At 73.9% G+C, this 17,974-nt stretch carries 14 protein-coding genes and 1 pseudogene; 4 read left to right on the plus strand and 11 right to left on the minus strand.

Annotated features, from left to right (window positions below; all coding sequences use genetic code 11):
- Positions 1 to 358: 358 nt before the first annotated feature.
- The 3 genes from EIZ62_RS12325 to EIZ62_RS12335 all read right to left on the minus strand — a co-directional run bounded on the left by EIZ62_RS12325 (position 359) and on the right by EIZ62_RS12335 (position 3,248).
- Positions 359 to 1,597, minus strand: coding sequence for an NADP-dependent isocitrate dehydrogenase (locus EIZ62_RS12325; RefSeq protein WP_156692757.1), 1,239 nt, complete (start codon positions 1,595 to 1,597; stop codon positions 359 to 361).
- A 157-nt stretch (positions 1,598 to 1,754) separates the two neighbouring features.
- Complete coding sequence (locus EIZ62_RS12330) at positions 1,755 to 2,357, minus strand: DUF3017 domain-containing protein (RefSeq protein ID WP_156692758.1); 603 nt, start codon at positions 2,355 to 2,357, stop codon at positions 1,755 to 1,757.
- Between the two features lie 24 nt (positions 2,358 to 2,381).
- On the minus strand, positions 2,382 to 3,248 hold the full coding sequence (locus EIZ62_RS12335) for a bifunctional methylenetetrahydrofolate dehydrogenase/methenyltetrahydrofolate cyclohydrolase (protein WP_156692759.1): 867 nt from the start codon (positions 3,246 to 3,248) through the stop codon (positions 2,382 to 2,384).
- Positions 3,249 to 3,516: 268 nt separating this feature from the next.
- Here EIZ62_RS12335 and EIZ62_RS12340 point away from each other — a divergent pair, with 268 nt between their 5' ends.
- Entirely contained in the window at positions 3,517 to 4,107 is a 591-nt protein-coding gene (locus tag EIZ62_RS12340; protein WP_156692760.1) for a hypothetical protein, read from the plus strand.
- 100 nt (positions 4,108 to 4,207) lie between these two features.
- On the opposite strand, the gene purH is transcribed toward EIZ62_RS12340, so the two are convergent.
- Complete coding sequence (gene purH, locus EIZ62_RS12345) at positions 4,208 to 5,761, minus strand: bifunctional phosphoribosylaminoimidazolecarboxamide formyltransferase/IMP cyclohydrolase (protein ID WP_156692761.1); 1,554 nt, start codon at positions 5,759 to 5,761, stop codon at positions 4,208 to 4,210.
- Entirely contained in the window at positions 5,748 to 6,374 is a 627-nt protein-coding gene (gene purN / locus EIZ62_RS12350; protein WP_156692762.1) for a phosphoribosylglycinamide formyltransferase, read from the minus strand. The genes purH and purN overlap by 14 nt, the downstream gene beginning before the upstream one ends.
- A 249-nt stretch (positions 6,375 to 6,623) precedes the next feature.
- On the opposite strand from purN, the gene EIZ62_RS12355 reads away from it, so the two are divergent.
- The gene (locus EIZ62_RS12355) at positions 6,624 to 7,451 is read left to right on the plus strand and encodes a hypothetical protein (protein WP_156692763.1); all 828 of its coding nucleotides are present in this window, start codon (positions 6,624 to 6,626) and stop codon (positions 7,449 to 7,451) included.
- Positions 7,452 to 7,480: 29 nt separating this feature from the next.
- Here the strand turns inward: EIZ62_RS12355 and EIZ62_RS12360 are convergent, their stop codons facing one another.
- The gene (locus EIZ62_RS12360; RefSeq protein ID WP_156692764.1) at positions 7,481 to 9,292 is read right to left on the minus strand and encodes a cell division protein PerM; all 1,812 of its coding nucleotides are present in this window, start codon (positions 9,290 to 9,292) and stop codon (positions 7,481 to 7,483) included.
- 209 nt (positions 9,293 to 9,501) lie between these two features.
- Here EIZ62_RS12360 and EIZ62_RS32430 point away from each other — a divergent pair.
- A pseudogene (locus tag EIZ62_RS32430) lies at positions 9,502 to 9,573 on the plus strand (helix-turn-helix domain-containing protein); the annotation flags it as partial.
- Between the two features lie 140 nt (positions 9,574 to 9,713).
- Positions 9,714 to 10,664 carry a sigma factor-like helix-turn-helix DNA-binding protein gene (locus tag EIZ62_RS12365; protein WP_244375646.1) on the plus strand — a complete coding sequence of 317 codons (951 nt, stop codon included), beginning with the start codon at positions 9,714 to 9,716 and terminating at the stop codon, positions 10,662 to 10,664.
- Between the two features lie 95 nt (positions 10,665 to 10,759).
- On the opposite strand, the gene sucD is transcribed toward EIZ62_RS12365, so the two are convergent.
- From sucD to EIZ62_RS12390, 5 genes are all read right to left on the minus strand, one after another.
- Positions 10,760 to 11,644 carry a succinate--CoA ligase subunit alpha gene (gene sucD, locus EIZ62_RS12370; RefSeq protein ID WP_156692765.1) on the minus strand — a complete coding sequence of 295 codons (885 nt, stop codon included), beginning with the start codon at positions 11,642 to 11,644 and terminating at the stop codon, positions 10,760 to 10,762.
- Positions 11,645 to 11,663: 19 nt separating this feature from the next.
- Positions 11,664 to 12,842 carry an ADP-forming succinate--CoA ligase subunit beta gene (gene sucC / locus EIZ62_RS12375; protein ID WP_156692766.1) on the minus strand — a complete coding sequence of 393 codons (1,179 nt, stop codon included), beginning with the start codon at positions 12,840 to 12,842 and terminating at the stop codon, positions 11,664 to 11,666.
- A gap of 355 nt (positions 12,843 to 13,197) precedes the next feature.
- Positions 13,198 to 14,352, minus strand: a complete 1,155-nt coding sequence (locus tag EIZ62_RS12380) for a VWA domain-containing protein (protein ID WP_156692767.1) — start codon at positions 14,350 to 14,352, stop codon at positions 13,198 to 13,200.
- Positions 14,349 to 16,775: a DUF5682 family protein gene (locus tag EIZ62_RS12385; protein ID WP_156692768.1), complete on the minus strand. Its 2,427-nt coding sequence runs from the start codon at positions 16,773 to 16,775 to the stop codon at positions 14,349 to 14,351. Before EIZ62_RS12385 ends, EIZ62_RS12380 begins: the two co-directional genes overlap by 4 nt.
- A complete protein-coding gene (locus EIZ62_RS12390) occupies positions 16,772 to 17,926 on the minus strand; it encodes an ATP-binding protein (protein ID WP_425281873.1) in 1,155 nt (384 codons plus the stop codon). The genes EIZ62_RS12385 and EIZ62_RS12390 overlap by 4 nt, the downstream gene beginning before the upstream one ends.
- Positions 17,927 to 17,974: the final 48 nt, after the last annotated feature.

The raw sequence follows: 17,974 nt of genomic DNA on the forward strand, positions 1-17,974 counted from the left end.
TGCCCCCTGACGTCTCTCGGGGCTCGTGCGGAGTCCACCGGGAGGGATGCGCGGAGCCAGGATGTCAGTTCCTGAACCGGGGGCGCACGGGCGCATTCGGAACATGGGCGTGCCCCCTTACGCGCCCCTGTCCCGAGTGCCGCCCCAGTTTCGCATCCGTTGCGCGTCGATCACACCATGCCGGAATGGTCACCTCCGTGCCACAGGCGCCGGACATGTATTGATCGGGCTTGGCGCGTGCATGACGCTCTTACGCAGGTCACGGCGCCCGTCCTGCTCGGGGGAGAGGACGGGCGCCGCGGCCGGGGTGCCGCGTGTCACACCACCGGTCGCGAGGCCGAGCAGGCGGGGCGACCGGTCACATCGGTGCGAGCCCCATCGACAGGGTCCGCTTCTGGACGGCGGTGTCGAGCACGTCGAGGAACTGCTCCGTGGTCAGCCACGGGTGGTCCGGGGAGATCAGCTCGGCCAGGTCCCGGGTCATCCGGCCGCTCTCGACCGTCTCGACGCAGACCTCCCACAGCGCCCGCGCGAACCCGGTCACCTCCGGCGTACCGTCCAGGGCACCGCGGTGCGCGAGGGCCCGGGTCCAGGCGAGGACCGACGCGACCGGGTTGGTCGAGGTGGACCGGCCCTGCTGGTGGCGGCGGTAGTGGCGGGTGACCGTGCCGTGCGCGGGCTCCGCCAGCAGGGTCCGTCCGTCGGGCGGCACCAGGACGTCGGTCGACAGCCCGGGCGAGCCGAAGCCCCCGGCGACGGCGCCGGACTGGACGTCCCCGTCGTAGTTCTTGCACGCCCAGACGCAACCGCCCTCCCCCTTCAGGACCGATGCGGCCATGTCCTCGACGAGGCGGTGTCCGTACGTCAGGCCCGCCGCGTCGTAGTCGGCCCGGAACTCGGCGTCGAACACCTCCTGGAAGACGTCCTTGAAGCGCCCGTCGTACCGCTTCAGGACCGTGTTCTTCGTCGCCAGGTACACCGGGTAGCCGTGGGCCAGGCCGTAGCGGAAGGAGGCCCGCGCGAAGTCGCGGACCGACCGGTCGAGGTTGTACATCGACAGGGCGACGCCCGGGCCGGGGAACTCGTACACCTCCAGCTCGACCGGGTCGGAGCCGTCCTGCGGCGTGAAGGTCATGGTGAGCGTGCCGGGGCCGGGGACCTTGAGGTCGGTGGCGCGGTACTGGTCGCCGAAGGCGTGGCGGCCGACGACGACCGGCCGCGTCCAGCCCGGGACGCGCCGCGGCACGTTGCCCATGACGACCGGCTCGCGGAAGACCGCGCCGCCGCCGAGCACCTCGCGGACGGTGTCCCCCGGCGGGCGGTACATCGCCCTGAGCCCGAACTCCTCGACGCGCGCCTCGTCGGGCGTGACGGTGGGGCACTTGACGCCGACGCCGTGCTCCCCGACGGCTTCGGCCGCGTCGACGGTCACCCGGTCACGGGTGGCGTCGCGGTTCTGGATGCCCAGGTCGAAGTACTTCAGGTCGACATCGAGGTACGGCAGGACCAGCCGGTCCCTGATGAACCGCCAGACGATGCGGGCCATCTCGTCACCGTCGAGCTCGACGACGGGGCGGGCAACCTTGATCTTGGACATGAGGCGGTACGTCCCTCTCGCGCGGCGACGACATGTCTCTTTCGTCAAGGTAAGTCGCCGGGACGGACACCGCCCCGCGACGCGCGGCGAGCCGCGGGTGGCGGGGCGGGGTCGCGAGAGTGGCGGGGCGGGCGTACGGCTCCGGGCGGGACCGGCCTCAGCGGACCGCGAACCGGACGGCGTCCTCGAGGAAGGGGATCTCCAGCCACGGGGACGGCTGGGTCATCAGCGCCAGCAGCACGATGCCCGTGCCGAGCACGCCGTACGCGGCCATGTCGGTGAAGCGCGACCGGACGGCGAGCATCCCCACGGAGGGCAGGGCGCGCCGTATGGCCGCACCGGTGAGCAGGGCGACGCCGATGAGCATCGTCCCGATGCGGGGCGCGTGCGGGAAGAGGTCGGACCCGACGATCAGCAACCCGAGCGCGGTCAGACCGAGCACGGTGAGCAGCGGCCACTGCCGCGCGGGCGCCGGAGCGTCCCCGGGCGCGGCCCGCCCGCCGCCCTCGGGGCGCGCGGTGTCCCGCGTGACGGTGGGCGGCCGCCGCGACCCGGAGCCGGGACGGCCCGTGGCCGCGGCGCGGGTGGACGGAGCCGCCGCGTCGGTCGGCGCGCCGGCCGTCGTACCGTCCGCCGTACCGTGCGAGCCGTCGGAGCCGTCAGCGGGACGACGGCCGCCTTCGCCGGCACCCGTGCCGGCACCGCCCTCGTCGGTCCCGGCCGGGGTGGCGGCGGAGTCGTCGTTCGCCCGTACACCCATGGGGTCGCCCTCTTTCGGTCCGGCTCAGCTCGCGGTGGCGGCAGCGGCGCGCTCGGCCGCCTCGACGACGTTGACCAGCAGCTGGGCCCGCGTCATCGGGCCGACGCCGCCCGGGTTCGGGGCGCGCCAGCCGGCGACCTCGTTGACGCCCGGGTGCACGTCGCCCATGATCTTTCCGCTCTCGTCACGGCTGACGCCCACGTCCAGCACCGCCGCGCCCGGCTTGACGTCCTCGGGCTTGATCAGGTGCGGTACGCCCGCCGCGGCGACGATGATGTCGGCCCGCCGCAGGTGCGCGGAGAGGTCCCGCGTACCGGTGTGGCACTGCGTGACCGTCGCGTTCTCCGACTTGCGGGTGAGGAGCAGCGGCATCGGGCGCCCGATGGTCGTACCGCGGCCGACGACCACGACCTCGGCGCCGCGGATCTCGACGCCGTGGGCGCGCAGCAGTGTGATGATGCCGTTGGGCGTGCAGGGCAGCGGCGCGGGCTCGTTGAGCACCAGACGGCCGAGGTTCATCGGGTGCAGCCCGTCCGCGTCCTTGGCGGGGTCCATGAGTTCGAGGATGCGGTTCTCGTCGATGCCCTTGGGGAGCGGGAGCTGCACGATGTAGCCGGTGCAGGCGGGGTCCTCGTTCAGTTCGCGGACGACCGCCTCGATCTCGTCCTGCGTGGCGGTGGCGGGCAGTTCGCGCTGGATGGAGGCGATGCCCACCTGCGCGCAGTCGCGGTGCTTGCCCGCGACGTACTTCTGGCTGCCCGGGTCGTCGCCGACCAGGATGGTGCCGAGGCCGGGGGTGATGCCCTGGGCCTTGAGGTCCGCCACGCGGGCGGTCAGGTCGGACTTGATCGCGGCGGCGGTGGCCTTGCCATCGAGAATCTGGGCGGTCATGTGCCCATCCTCGCGGATGACCCCGCCCCGGTTCCAATTCGCGTGCGCCCCGCCGTGCGCCCACGCCCCCGGCAAACCTCCGGCGCCCGTCCGGGGAGGTTGCACTTGCACAACACTCTGTTATTCCGACTGGACAAAAAGTCGACGGTACGACGACGATGATCCGCGCAGTGCCGCGGGCAGTGCCGGGGGGCAAAACCGCTCAAAGTACGTGAAGTTCCTCCGCGCGGGCCGCGCCGTCCCCGCACATCAACGGAGGAAACCCGCCATGAGCTTCGGCGACCCGAACAATCCTTACGGCCAGCAGGGCCAGCCCCAGCAGCCCGGTTACGGCTACCCCCAGCAGGGCCAGCCCCAGCAGCCCGGCTACGGCTACCCGGCCGCCCCGCCCCCGCCCCCCGCCTACGGCGGCGGTTACCCGGGCGGCGCCCCGATGACGATGCCGGGCCTGATGCAGACGGCGCGCGTCCTGCTCTTCATCGTCGCGGGCCTCCAGATCATCGGCGGCATCATCGCCGCCATCGCGATCGCGGCCGCGCAGGACGTCGCCAACTCGGCCGGCGTCGGCGAGGAGGCCAGCGTCTTCGCCGGTCTCGGCTTCGTCATCGTCCTGATCCTGATCGCCTTCGCCGTGTGGGCGATCATCCTGGGTGCCAAGTTCTCCAAGGGCGGCAACGGCGTCCGGGTGGCGACCATCGTCTACTCCGCGCTGTTCATCCTGCTGAGCCTGGGCAACTTCGCCAACGGCACGGCCAGCGCGGCGGTCGGCGGCATCATCGGTCTGGCCATCGGCGGCATCATCCTCGCCTCCATGGTCAACAGCAGCGCCACCGCGTGGTTCAACCGCCCGCGCTACTGATACGCGCGCCTCACGCACGAAGGCCGTAACACCCGCTTCGCGGCGGGGGTTACGGCCTTCGGCCGTTCACCGGGTCGGTCGTCCCGGTCAGTCGCCCGGGTCAGTGGAAGAAGTGGCGCGTGCCGGTGAAGTACATCGTCACGCCCGCCTTCTTCGCCGCCTCGACGACCAGCTCGTCGCGGACGGAACCGCCCGGCTGGACCACGGCCTTGACGCCCGCCGCGGTGAGGATCTCCAGGCCGTCGGGGAAGGGGAAGAACGCGTCGGACGCGGCGTACGAGCCACGGGCCCGCTCCTCGCCGGCCCGCTCGACGGCGAGCTTGGCGCTGTCGACGCGGTTGACCTGGCCCATGCCGACGCCGACGCTGGCGCCGTCCTTGGCGAGCAGGATGGCGTTGGACTTGACGGCGCGGCAGGCCTTCCAGGCGAAGGACAACTCGGCCAGTTCGGCCGGGGACAGCGCCTCGCCGGTGGCGAGGGTCCAGTTGGCCGGGTCGTCGCCGTCGGCCTGGAGGCGGTCGGTGACCTGGAGCAGCGCGCCGCCGTCGATGGGCTTGACCTCGACGTGGCCCGCGGGGGCGCCCTCGGCGCGCAGCACGCGGATGTTCTTCTTGCGGGCCAGCACCTCGACCGCGCCGTCCTCGTAGCCGGGGGCGACGATGACCTCGGTGAAGATCTCGGCGACCTGCTCGGCCATCGCCACCGACACCGGGCGGTTGACCGCGATCACACCGCCGAACGCGGAGAGCGGGTCGCAGGCGTGGGCCTTGCGGTGCGCCTCGGCGACGTCGGCGCCGACCGCGATGCCGCACGGGTTGGCGTGCTTGATGATCGCGACGCACGGCTCGTCGTGGTCGTACGCGGCCCGGCGCGCGGCGTCGGTGTCCGTGTAGTTGTTGTACGACATCTCCTTGCCGTGCAGCTGCTCGGCCTGCGCGAGACCGCCGGTGCCGTCGACGTACAGCGCGGCACCCTGGTGCGGGTTCTCGCCGTAGCGCAGGACGTTGCTCCGGGTGTACGTCGTGCCGGCGAAGTCGGGGAAGCCGCTGGCGTCGGCGGCGGCGTACTCGTCGGCGAACCAGGCGGCGACGGCGACGTCGTACGCGGCGGTGTGCTGGAACGCCTCCGCGGCCAGGCGCTTGCGGGCGGTCAGGTCGAAACCGCCCGCCCTGACGGCGTCGAGGACGTCGCCGTACCGGGCCGGGGAGGTGACCACGGCGACGGAGGGGTGGTTCTTGGCGGCGGCGCGGACCATGGACGGGCCGCCGATGTCGATCTGCTCGACGCACTCGTCGGGCGTCGCCCCCGAGGCGACCGTCTCGCGGAACGGGTACAGGTTCACCACGACCAGCTCGAACGGCTCCACGCCCAGCTCGGTGAGCTGCTCGCGGTGCGCGTCCAGGCGCAGGTCGGCGAGGATGCCGGCGTGCACGCGCGGGTGCAGGGTCTTGACGCGGCCGTCCAGGCACTCGGGGAAGCCGGTCAGCTCCTCGACCTTGGTGACCGGCACACCCGCGCCGGCGATCCTCGCGGCGGTGGAGCCGGTGGAGACCAGCTCGACGCCGCCTTCGTGCAGCCCTCGGGCGAGCTCCTCGAGCCCCGTCTTGTCGTAGACACTGATCAACGCTCGACGGATGGGCTTATTCACCGACATGAACCTTTCGTCCCTCAATGCGGTAGCCGTGCCGGGCCAGACGCCCCACGACCTCGACGAGCAGCGCGCGCTCGACTTCCTTGATGCGCTCGTGGAGAGCGGCTTCGCCCTCCTCCGAGTCCTCTTCCACGACCTCCACCGCGCCCTGGGCGATGATCGGGCCGGTGTCGACGCCGTCGTCGACGAAGTGGACGGTGCATCCGGTGACCTTCACGCCGTGCGCGAGCGCGTCCCGCACTCCGTGGGCACCGGGAAAACTGGGCAGCAGGGCCGGGTGGGTGTTGACGATCCGGCCGCCGAAGCGGGCCAGGAACTCCCTGCCCAGGATCTTCATGAACCCGGCCGAGACGACGAGGTCCGGCTCGTACGCGGCGGTGGCCTCCGTCAGCGCGTGGTCCCACTCGTCGCGGGTGGCGTGGTCCTTCACCCGGCACACGAAGGTGGGCAGCCCGGCACGCTCCGCCCGCTCCAGACCCGCGATGCCGTCGCGGTCGGCACCGACGGCGACGATCTCCGCACCGAAGCCGTGCGGATCGGCGGCGATGGCGTCGAGGAGAGCTTGCAGGTTCGTCCCTGATCCGGAGACCAGGACGACGAGGCGGGCGGCAGCCACGGGGAAACCCTTTTCGCGTTGCTTTGTATGGTCGTACGAATGAATCGGGCCCCTCGATACGGGGAACTCTACGAGAGAGCCGACCGTCAGCAACGATACCGGCACACCGAGCCGCCCCCACGGGACGGGGGCGGGGCCGGGGGGTAGCGTCTGAGGCAGGGCCGTCCCCGAACGGACGGACACGACGACACGAGACCCCCGCCCGCGCAGTCGCGCCGATCCGGGGTCTGAGGGGAAGACGTTCACCACATGCCGGACCGACGCCGCCGCACGGCCATCCACCTCCTGCCGCGGGAACGCCAGTCCACGGAGCCCAGGGACGAGAACAATCCGTTCGCGCCGCCGCCGGAGGGCAGGCCGGACCAGCCCTGGCAGCCGCGTCGTCCCCCGGGCGACGACGGCGACCGCGACGGGTCCTCGCAGGGCTCCGACGGCTCCTCCGGGGAACCGGGGCGGGACCGCCCGGCCTGGGGCGGCCAGTGGAGCCCGCGGCAGCCGGGGCGCTCCTCCGGCGGCTTCGGCAACCGCCCGAGCGGTGACCAGCCGGGCGGCGGCCGGCGCGGGCCCGAGACGCCCGCCCCGCGCTGGGACCCGACCGACCCGGCGCAGCGGCGTGCGCGGTACGCGCTGCTGGCGGGCATGTGGGCGTTCTTCTTCGCGATCTTCGACTTCCCGGAGATCGGCCTGCTGCTGGGCGCCCTGGCGCTGTACTGGGGCATCAGCTCCCTGCGCGGCAAGGCCCGCCCCGCCGGCGCCCGGACCGCCGCGGCCGGCGACGCCGCCGGGTCCCGCGGCGGCGCCCTGACCGGAGCCGCGGGCACCCCCGGGGCTCCCGGCGCCGCCGCCACCGCCGGCGGCCCGCAGGCCGGCACCGGCCGCCCGCAGACGACCGCCGCGGTGAGCGGCCTGGTCACGGCGGCGCTCGCGCTGATGATCGTGGCGGCGACGTTCACCATCCAGCTCGTCTACCGCGACTACTACGCGTGCGTGGACGACGCCCTGACCAAGACGGGCCAGCTGTCCTGCAACCAGATGCTCCCGGAGCCGCTGCGCGACGTCTTCGGCGTCCAGGAGTGACGAGTGGTGTGACGGTGTGACGGCCTGAATCAGGTCTGCGCGGGAGGCCCTTGGTCGTCGGGACCGGGGGCCTCCGGCGCGTCCGGCGACACGGTGGGCTCCTCGGCGGGCGGCTCGTCCGCGTCCTGCGGCTCGTCCGCGTCCTGCGGCTCGGGAGTCGCGGGCTGCTCCGGAGTCGCGGGCGGGGGTGAGGCGGGGGCCGGTGGGAACGCCGCCATGAAACTGCCCGAGGCCTCCTTGAGCGCCGTCCACCGGGCCTCGCGCGCCGTCGGGTCCTCCCACGCGGCGGGCAGGAAGTCGTAGGGCTCGAACGCCGGGTCGCCCGGGTCGTCCTCCGGGGCGGGCCGTTCCCGCGACCGCCCCGCGTCACGGGCACCAGCGGTGTCCAGAACCGGCGCGGAAGCGGAGCCGGTTCCGGAGCCGGTTCCGGGGAGCGGGGCCTGCGCCGGGGCGGGGGCGGACGCCTTCGCGGGGGCGGACGCCTTCGCGGGGGCGGGCGCCTTCGCGGGGGCGGGCGCCTTCGCGGGGGCGGGCTCCGGCGGCTCCTCCGCCGGACCGCGCTCGCCCCGCCGACGCCACACCCGCAGCACCAGCGCCACCGGTAGGCCCAGCCCCGCGGTCCACGCCACGGCCGCCCCGCCCACGCGCCACCACACCGGGCCGAACGCCCCGAGGCGCCCGGTGCCCAGCGGTCCGCCCGCCATCGCGGCGAGCCCCGCCAGGGCCGCTCCGGTCAGCACGGCCGCCAGCAGCGCGGCGAGCGCCACGTCCCGCAGGCCCGGGCCGCGCGTCACCGTGTCCCCCGGCGTACCGGTGTCGCCACGCGCACGACCGTCCCAGGCCCGCCCTCCGCAGAACCAGCCGACCGCGACGCCCGCCGCCAGGGGCACCACCGCGGCCGTCCAGTTCAGCCACGTCCCGCGCCCGTCCGACGGAACCGCGGCGAGCAGCGGGAAGGGGGGCAGCCCGGCCACCCCGGTCACCCCGAGCGGCGTCGCGGTCAGCCCCGTACCGAGCAGGAAGCCCGGCCCGAGCCCGTACGCCGCGCCCCACACCGCGGCGTTCGGCAGCAGCGCGACGGCGAGCAGCACGAGCACCGTCCGGCCCGACCAGACACCGGACAGGCTCAGCAACGACGCGCGCGCGGCGCCCGCGTGCCACACCAGCGACACCGCGACCAGCACCGCTCCCCCGCCGGTCAGCACGGCCAGCCCGAGGCGCGCGGCCCGGAACGCGACGGCCGTCCGCGAGCGGGCGAGCCCGACACGGACCCGCTGCGGCACCCAGGCCGGGAGCGGACCGGTGGGGCGCCCTTGCGCGGTCCACACCCCGGCCGCGGCGGCGAGCGCCACCAGCGGCGGAACGTGCAGCGCGGCGCCGAGGGGATCGGCGGGCAGCGGCCCGCCCCTCGCGTACCCGAGCGCGCCCGCCGCGACCGCGAGGTAGCCGGCGGTCACGGCGGCGACCGCGCCGCCCGCCGACGGCCGGGGGCGTCCCGCGCCGGGCTCGGCCGCGTCGCGGGCGGACCGGTACACCAGCCACACCGGCAGCACCATCAGCAACAGCGGGACCAGGCCCACCGGTGCGGGCGTTCCTCCGAGCGTCGCGGGGCGCACGAGTTCGGCGCCGTGGGCGAGCAGCCAGACGCCCGCGGCGACGTGCAGGGCGCCGCCGGGGCCGCTGTCCGGGTACGGGGAGCTGATCCACATCGCCATCACCAGGACGGTGACGGAGCCGAGACCGAGCCCGGCGGCGAGCGCGCCGCGCACACAGGTCCCGGCCAGTACGGCGGTCCGGCCGCCCTGCACGAGGGCCGGCGGGTGATCGGTCGCTTCGGTCACGGCGCCATGCTGCCAACGACACGCGCTTGATCCGCGTAACGACAGAATGGCCGGTGTGGCGCGCAATATACGGTTATGTACTTTTTCGTCGAGTGCAGCCCTGCCGGGAGCCGGCCATGACCCAGACCACGGCCACGAGCGCTGCCACCCGTAACGCGCCCCCGCTGCCCACTCCCAAGGAGCGGCGCCGGCTGCGCGAGGCGATGTCCATGACCGAGGAACAGCTCGCCCAGCAGGTCGGGGTGACCCGCGCGACGGTGCGTTCCTGGGAGACCGGGCGCACCAACCCGCGCGGGCGCAAACGGGAGGCGTACGTCAAGCTGCTGTGCGCCCCGCAGGAGTGCGGCCCACCGGAGCCACGGCCCCCGCCCCGGCGGGCGGGCCCGCGCGCAGACCCGAGCCCGGACCCGCCCCCGAGCCCATGTCGAAGCCGACGTCGAAGCCGAAGCGGGAGCAGGAGCGGGAGCAGGAGGAGCCGGAGGAGCCGGAGCGCCCGCCCGCCGCGGCGGAGGCCTCACCTGCCGCTTCCGCCACCCCCGCGACCCCCGCGACCCCCGCCGAACCCGCCACCCCCGCCGACGCCTTCGCCGCGTTCGACGCGCTGTACGAGTACGCCGCCCCCGGCCTCGTACAGCAGGCGTACCTGCTCACCGGGCGGCGCCGGCTGTCCCGCGAGGCCGTCGAGTACGCCTTCCACCTGGCCTGGGAGCGCTGGCCCGAGGTCGCGGTCGACCGTGACCCGGCCGGCTGGGTGAGGGCGGCGATGCACGAGTACGCGCTGTCGCCGTGGCACCGGCTGCGCCGTTCGCACCGGCAGCCCGACGCCCCGTCCACCGACCAGTCCGCCCAGGCGGTGCGCGGCGCGCTGCTGGAGCTGCCGCCCGCGTACCGGCGCACGCTGCTGCTGTACGACGGCCTCGGCCTGGACCTGCCGGAGACGGCCGCCGAGACCGAGGCGAGCACCCCCGCCGCCGGGAACCGCGTCCTGCACGCCCGCGAGCTGCTGGCCGAGCGGATTCCCGAACTGGCCGACCCGGAGGTCCTGCACCAGCGCCTGGTCTCGCTGCTCACCAAGGGCCCGGCCATGGTGCTGGCCCCGCCCCGGACGGTACGCACCGGCAGTGAGCGCCGGGCGACGTTCTGGACCAGGGCGGCCGTCGCGCTCACGGTGCTGGTCGTCGGCGCGACCGCGTTCACCCTGGCCACCGCGCCGACCTCGTACGTTCCGCCGCTGGCACCGGGCGAGGCGGTCGACGGCGTCCCGGCACTCAGCGGTCCACAGCGGCTGACCCCCCAGCGCGAGGCGCTGCGGGCCCGGCTGCACGCCGAACCGGTCACCGGCCCGGCCCGCCTGGTGCCCGACCCGCACTGACGCGGGCCCGGGTACGACGAGGGCCCGCCCCCGGACGTCTGTGTGACGTCCGGGGGCGGGCCCTCGCCTCGTACCGTTCAGACGGTGGCGGCCGTTCAGCCCGCGAGGATCGCGCGCGCCAGCTTGGCCGTCTCGGTCGGGGTCTTGCCGACCTTCACGCCCGCGGCCTCGAGGGCCTCCTTCTTCGCCTGCGCGGTGCCGGACGAACCGGACACGATCGCACCGGCGTGACCCATCGTCTTGCCCTCGGGGGCGGTGAAGCCCGCGACGTAGCCGACGACCGGCTTGGTGACGTTGGCCTTGATGAAGTCGGCCGCCCGCTCCTCCGCGTCGCCACCGATCTCACCGATCATCACGATCAGCTCGGTCTCGGGGTCGGCCTCGAAGGCCGCGAGCGCGTCGATGTGGGTGGTGCCGATGACCGGGTCGCCACCGATGCCGACGGCCGACGAGAAGCCGATGTCCCGCAGCTCGTACATCATCTGGTAGGTCAGCGTGCCCGACTTGGACACCAGGCCGATCCGGCCGGGCTTGGTGATGTCGCCCGGGATGATGCCGGCGTTGGACTGGCCCGGCGTGATCAGGCCGGGGCAGTTCGGGCCGATGATCCGGGTCTTGTTGCCCTTCTCGACGGCGTACGCGTAGAACGCGGCGGAGTCGTGCACCGCGATGCCCTCGGTGATCACGACGGCCAGCGGGATCTCGGCGTCGATGGCCTCGACGACGGCGGCCTTGGCGAAGGCCGGCGGCACGAAGAGGACGGAGACGTCGGCGCCGGTCTTCTCCATCGCCTCGGCGACGGAGCCGAAGACGGGGACCTCGGTGCCGTCGAAGTCGACGGAGGTGCCCGCCTTGCGCGGGTTGACGCCACCGACGATGTTGGTGCCGTCACCCAGCATGAGCTTGGTGTGCTTCATGCCCGTGGCACCGGTCATGCCCTGGACGATGACCTTGCTTTCCTTGGTCAGGAAGATAGCCATGTGTTTCTGACCTCGTCCCTTACTTCGCAGCCGCGAGCTCGGCGGCCTTGTCGGCCGCGCCGTCCATGGTGTCCACGCGCTGCACGAGCGGGTGGTTGGCGTCGGACAGGATCTTGCGACCCAGCTCCGCGTTGTTGCCGTCGAGGCGCACGACCAGCGGCTTGGTGACGTCCTCGCCCTTGTCGGCGAGCAGCTTCAGCGCCTGGACGATGCCGTTGGCGACCTCGTCACAGGCGGTGATGCCACCGAAGACGTTGACGAAGACGGACTTGACGTCCGGGTCGCCGAGGATGATCTCCAGGCCGTTCGCCATCACCTGGGCGGACGCGCCGCCACCGATGTCGAGGAAGTTGGCCGGCTTCACGCCGCCGTGCGCCTCACCGGCGTACGCGACGACGTCGAGGGTCGACATGACCAGACCCGCGCCGTTGCCGATGATGCCGACCTCGCCGTCGAGCTTCACGTAGTTGAGGTTCTTGGCCTTGGCGGCAGCCTCGAGCGGGTTGGCTGCGGCCTTGTCCTCGAGCGCCTCGTGCTCCGGCTGGCGGAAGTCGGCGTTGGCGTCGAGCGACACCTTGCCGTCCAGCGCGATGACACGGCCGTCAGCGACCTTGGCCAGCGGGTTGACCTCGACGAGGAGGGCGTCCTCGGCGACGAAGGTCTTCCACAGGGTCACCAGGATCTCGGCGACCTGGTCCTTGACCGCGGCCGGGAACTTGGCGGCCTCGACGATCTCGCGGGCCTTGGCCTCGGTGACACCCTCGTTGGCGTCGACCGGGATCTTCGCCAGGGCCTCGGGCTTGGTGGCCGCGACTTCCTCGATGTCCATGCCGCCCTCGACGGAGGCCATGGCGAGGAAGGTGCGGTTGGTGCGGTCGAGGAGGTACGAGACGTAGTACTCCTCGGCGATCTCGGGTGCCGTCTCGGCGATCATCACCTTGTGGACCGTGTGGCCCTTGATGTCCATGCCGAGGATGTCCGTCGCGCGGGCGACGGCCTCGTCCGGCGTCGCGGCGAGCTTGACGCCGCCGGCCTTGCCGCGGCCGCCGACCTTCACCTGCGCCTTGACGACCGAACGGCCGCCCAGTCGCTCCGTCGCCTCGCGCGCCGCCTCAGGCGTGTCGATGACTTCACCGGCCAGCACCGGTACACCGTGCTTGGCGAAGAGGTCCCTCGCCTGGTACTCGAACAGGTCCACGCGCGTCCGTCCCTTTTCTGGTGATCGCGGTTCGTTGTCTGCGTGGGCGTGCCGCGGAGGGCAACGTGACTGCGCTGTCACAAGGGAGGCGTACACGGTGTCCGTGGACGCGGCATGTCCGTCTCGCAGGTTATCCCCGGGAGACCGGGGCACCTAAATCGCAGATCACACCTGAGCGGTGATACCTGTCACAAGCACGCACCTCATCGGGGCGGTCCCACGGTCTGTGAGACCGCCCTTTGCTGCGGATTTCGTACCGGACCAGGCGCGTCGCCCACCGGACCGGCGCGCCGGTCGCCATACGTCCCCGGCCGGCCCGCCCCGGACCCGCCCCCGCCCCGGCCCCGGACCCGCCCTACGCGGTGGCCGTGTCCGGCAGGGGCAGGGGGCGCTTCTCGATCGCCGCGGCCATCACCTCCGGGAAGAGGTCCGGGGTGCAGGCGAACGCCGGAGCGCCGAGCGCCGCGAGCGCCGCCGCGTGCTCCCGGTCGTACGACGGTGCCCCCTCGTCGGAGAGGGCGAGCAGCGTCACGAACTGCACGCCCGAGGCCTTCATCGCCGCCACCCGCTTCAGCATCTCGTCGCGTATGCCGCCCTCGTACAGGTCGCTGATGAGGACGACGACGGTGTCGGCGGGGCGTGTGATCCGCGACTGGCAATACGCCAGCGCCCGGTTGATGTCGGTGCCGCCGCCGAGCTGGGTGCCGAAGAGGACGTCCACGGGGTCGTCGAGCTGGTCGGTGAGGTCCACGACGGCCGTGTCGAAGACGACGAGCCGGGTCGCGAGGGACCGCATGGATGCCAGCACGGCGCCGAAGACCGAGGCGTAGACGACGGACGCCGCCATCGAACCCGACTGGTCGATGCAGAGCACCACGTCCTTCTTCACGGACTGGGCCGCCCGCCCGTACCCGATGAGGCGCTCGGGGACGACCGTGCGGTGTTCCGGGAGGTAGTTCTTGAGGTTCGCCCGGATGGTGCGGTCCCAGTCGATGTCCCGGTGGCGCGGCCGGGCGACGCGCGCGCTGCGGTCGAGCGCGCCGTTGAGCGTGGCCCGGGTGCGGGTCGCGAGCCGCTTCTCCAGGTCCTCGACGACCTTGCGCACGACCGCCCGGGCCGTCTCCTTGGTCGTCTCGGGCATCGCCTTGTTGAGCGACAGGAGGGTGCCGACGAGGTGGACGTCCGCCTCGACGGCCTCCAGCATCTCGGGCTCCAGCAGGAGCGCCGACAGGCCGAGCCGGTCGATCGCGTCCCGCTGCATCACCTGGACGACCGGGCTGGGGAAGTACGTACGGATGTCGCCGAGCCAGCGGGCCACGGACGGCGCCGACGCGCCGAGCCCCGCCGAACGGTCCCGTCCGCCGCGTCCCCTGCCGCTCCTCTCCCCGTAGAGCGCGGCCAGGGTGCCGTCCATGGCGGCGTCGTTCCCGGTGAGCGCGTGGCCCGTCCCGTCGGCCGCTCCCCCGCCCAGCACCAGGCGCCAGCGCCGCAGCCGCTCGTCCTCACTCACCGTCCGGCCCCCAAGAGTTCGTTGTCGTCGTCCCCGGCCGCGCCCAGCAGCAGCCGCAGCAGGGGCAGCACCGCGTCCGCCCGCCGCTCGTCCAGTCCGGCCGCGAAGCCGGGCGGGGCGGCGCCCGCGCGGGACGGCCCCTGGGGTGACGGGCCGCGCCGCACCAGCTCGCCCAGCGTGCGCCGGACGCCCGGTTCGTACGCCGAGAAGGTGCGCCGCAGCAGCGGCAGCACATCGGTGAACGCCTCCGCCGGGACTCCGGTGAGCCAGGCGTCGACCAGGCCGAGCAGCCGCTCGTCGTGCACGAGCAGCATCCCGCCGCCGGGGTGGGACGTGCCGCCGCCGACGAACCCCTCGATCCACGCGGCCGCCCCGGCGGGCGGGGTGCCGGGCGAGAGGGCGAGCCCCATCAGCCGGGCGGCCTCGTCCGGGGCGAGCCGGCCGTCGTCCAGCAGCAGCCGGGCGGCCCGCCCCCGGATCACGCCGGGAACGCTGTCCCGCGCCGCGAGCCTGTGCAGGACGGCGGCCCACCGGGCGGTGACGTCCTCGCCGGTGTCCCCGCTCCCGTCCGCCGTGCCCGGCAGGAGCCGGACCGCGGTGTGGACGGCGTCGAGGTGGCCGCGCATCTCGTCCGCGCCGTCCGCGTCGAGGCCCGTGCACGCGGGCGGCAGGCCGACGCAGATCCGCAGGGCCAGCCCGGTGGCGACCTTCGCGAGCGCGGCGGTGTCCGTGGACCGCACGTCGCCGTAGCGCAGGGAGCGGGCCAGGGCGGGGAGGGCCTGGGCGAGGTGGCCGACGTCCGCGTCGAGCGCGGCCCGGTCGGCGAGGGCCCGCATCACCACGGGCAGCGCGTCGGGGAGGCCGGCCAGCAGGCACCGTTCGGCGAGGGCCGTGATCTCGGCGAGCGCGGTCGCCGAGGCGGCGTCCGCCCGGGCCCTGGCGGTGGCGGCCGCGAGCACGGTGGTGCCCCATACGCCGGCTTCGGCGACCTTCACGTGCAGTTCGGGCTCCCAGCGCAGCCGCCAGCCCTCCCGGAACGTGCCGGTGCCGGCGCGCCCGCCGGACGGCTCGCCCCAGTCGACGCCCAGCAGCCGGAGCCGGTGCAGCAGGCGGCTGCGCGCGGCGTCGGTGTCCTTGCGCAGGTCCAGGTCCAGCTCGCGTTCCAGGGCCTCGGGCTTGAGGCGCAGGGTGCGCTGGAGACGGGTGAGGTCGCGCTGGAGCGGGACTGCGGGGGCGCTGTCGGGTACCTCTCCGAGGGCGTCGCCGATGATCAGCCGGTCGGTGATGAGGCCGAGCGGCACGTCGGAGCCCTCGCACATCACCGCCCGTACGGCGTCGACGGTCTCGGTCAGCCCGGCGAGGGGACGCCCGCGCATGGCGGCGAGCGTCCCGGCGAGCCGTACGGCCTCGATCACATGGGCCGACGAGACCGTCCGGTCCTCGTCGCGCAGGAGACCGGCGACCTTGGTCATCCAGCGCTCGACCGGCCGGTCGGGCGCGGAGAACAGGTGCCCGTACCAGCCGGGCGAGTCGATGCCGGCGCCGTAGCCGCTGTGCCGGGCGAGCCTGCGGTGGGTCCAGGGCACCCAGGTGACGTCGGTCCTGACCTTGGGCAGCCCCTTGAGGAGCGCCCGGTCGGCGGTGACGGTGGTCTTCTCGGCCAGTGCCGGTACGTGCCAGGCGCCGCAGACGACGGCCACGCCGTCCCCGTGCGCCTTGCGCGCGGCGCGGAGCTGGAGGCGCATGTGGGCCTCGCGGACGAGGTCGCGGTCGTGCCCGCCGTGTCCGTAGGTCTCGCGCAGCGCCGCCATCGCGTCGGCGAGGCCGGAGAAGACGGCGAGGGGGTCGGGTTCGCCGGCGCCCGGGCCGAGGTCGCCGGCGCCCGGTGGTCCGTTGGGCGCGGCGCCGGTGCCCCGGTGCTCGATGACGTCCTCCCACCAGCGCTCGGGGTCGTCGTACCCGGCGGTCTCGGCGAGCACGGCGATGGGGTCGACGCGCAGGCCGTACCCCTGCCCGTCCGTGTCCCCGCCGTCCGCCTCCTCGCCCTCGCCGTCCCGCCAGGTCGGGTCCTTCGCCATGGCGAGGGTGTGGGTGGCGGGCAGGTCGATGAAGCGGACCTCCGCCCCGTGGGCGAGCGCCCAGCGGATGGCGACCCACTCGGGCGAGAACTCGGCCATCGGCCAGAACGACGCGCGCCCGGGGTCGTCGACCGCGTGCGCGAGCAGCGCGACCGGCGGGCTCATCCGCTCGTCGGCGGCGAGCGGCAGGAGGGCGTCCCCCTCGGGCGGGCCCTCGATCAGTACGGCGGTGGGCCCGGCCGCGTCGAGCGCGGCCCGCACGGCCCGGGCCGATCCGGGGCCGTGGTGGCGGACACCGAGGAGCAGGGGCCCGGTGGTGCCCGTCCGCATGGTGCTCGCGGTCATGCCGACACCTCTCGGCAGGCGCGGTAGAAGTCCTTCCAGCCGTCCCGTTCGCGGACGACCGTCTCCAGGTACTCCTGCCAGACGACGCGGTCGGCGGCCGGGTCGCGGACGACGGCGCCGAGGATGCCGGCGGCCACGTCGGCGGGGCGCAGCACGCCGTCGCCGAAGTGCGCCGCGAGGGCGAGACCGCCGGTGACGACGGAGATCGCCTCGGCCGTGGACAGCGTCCCCGAGGGGGACTTGACCTTGGTACGGCCGTCGGTCGTCACGCCGTCGCGCAGTTCGCGGAAGACGGTGACGACCCGGCGGATCTCGTCGATGCCCTCGGGAGCCGCGGGCAGGTCGAGGGACCGCCCCATCTGGTCGACGCGGCGGGAGACGATGTCGACCTCGGCGTCCGCCGTGGCGGGCAGCGGGAGGACGACCGTGTTGAAGCGGCGGCGCAGCGCGCTGGACAGCTCGTTGACCCCGCGGTCGCGGTCGTTGGCGGTGGCGATGAGGTTGAAGCCGCGGACCGCCTGCACCTCCTGGCCGAGTTCGGGGATCGGCAGGGTCTTCTCGGACAGGATCGTGATCAGGGTGTCCTGTACGTCGGCGGGGATGCGGGTGAGCTCCTCGACGCGGGCGGTCGCGCCCTCGGCCATGGCGCGCATCACCGGACTGGGCACGAGGGCGTCCCGGCTGGGTCCGTGGGCGAGCAGCCGCGCGTAGTTCCATCCGTACCGGATGGCTTCCTCGGGGGTGCCGGCCGTGCCCTGCACCAGGAGGGTCGAGTCGCCGCTGACGGCTGCGGCGAGGTGTTCGGAGACCCAGGTCTTCGCGGTGCCGGGGACGCCGAGCAGCAGCAGGGCGCGGTCGGTGGCGAGGGTGGTGACGGCGACTTCGACGATCCGGCGCGGCCCCACGTACTTCGGTGTGATCACGGTGCCGTCGGGCAGGGTGCCGCCGAGGAGGTAGGTGGCGACGGCCCACGGTGAGAGCCGCCAGCGGGCCGGGCGGGGCCGGTCGTCGGCGGCCGCCAGTGCCGTCAGCTCGTGCGCGAACGCGTCCTCGGCGTGCGGGCGCAGGGCCTCGTCACGGGATGCCGCTCCGGCGGCTTCCTCGACGGGCTCGGTGGCTTCGGCGGCTTCGGTGATTGCGGGCACGGTGATGGATCCCCCTCCAGATCATGTGCGACCGGGTGTGGGATCCACCGTGCA

This window comes from Streptomyces ficellus, from assembly GCF_009739905.1.
Classification (GTDB): Bacteria; Actinomycetota; Actinomycetes; order Streptomycetales; family Streptomycetaceae; genus Streptomyces; species Streptomyces ficellus_A.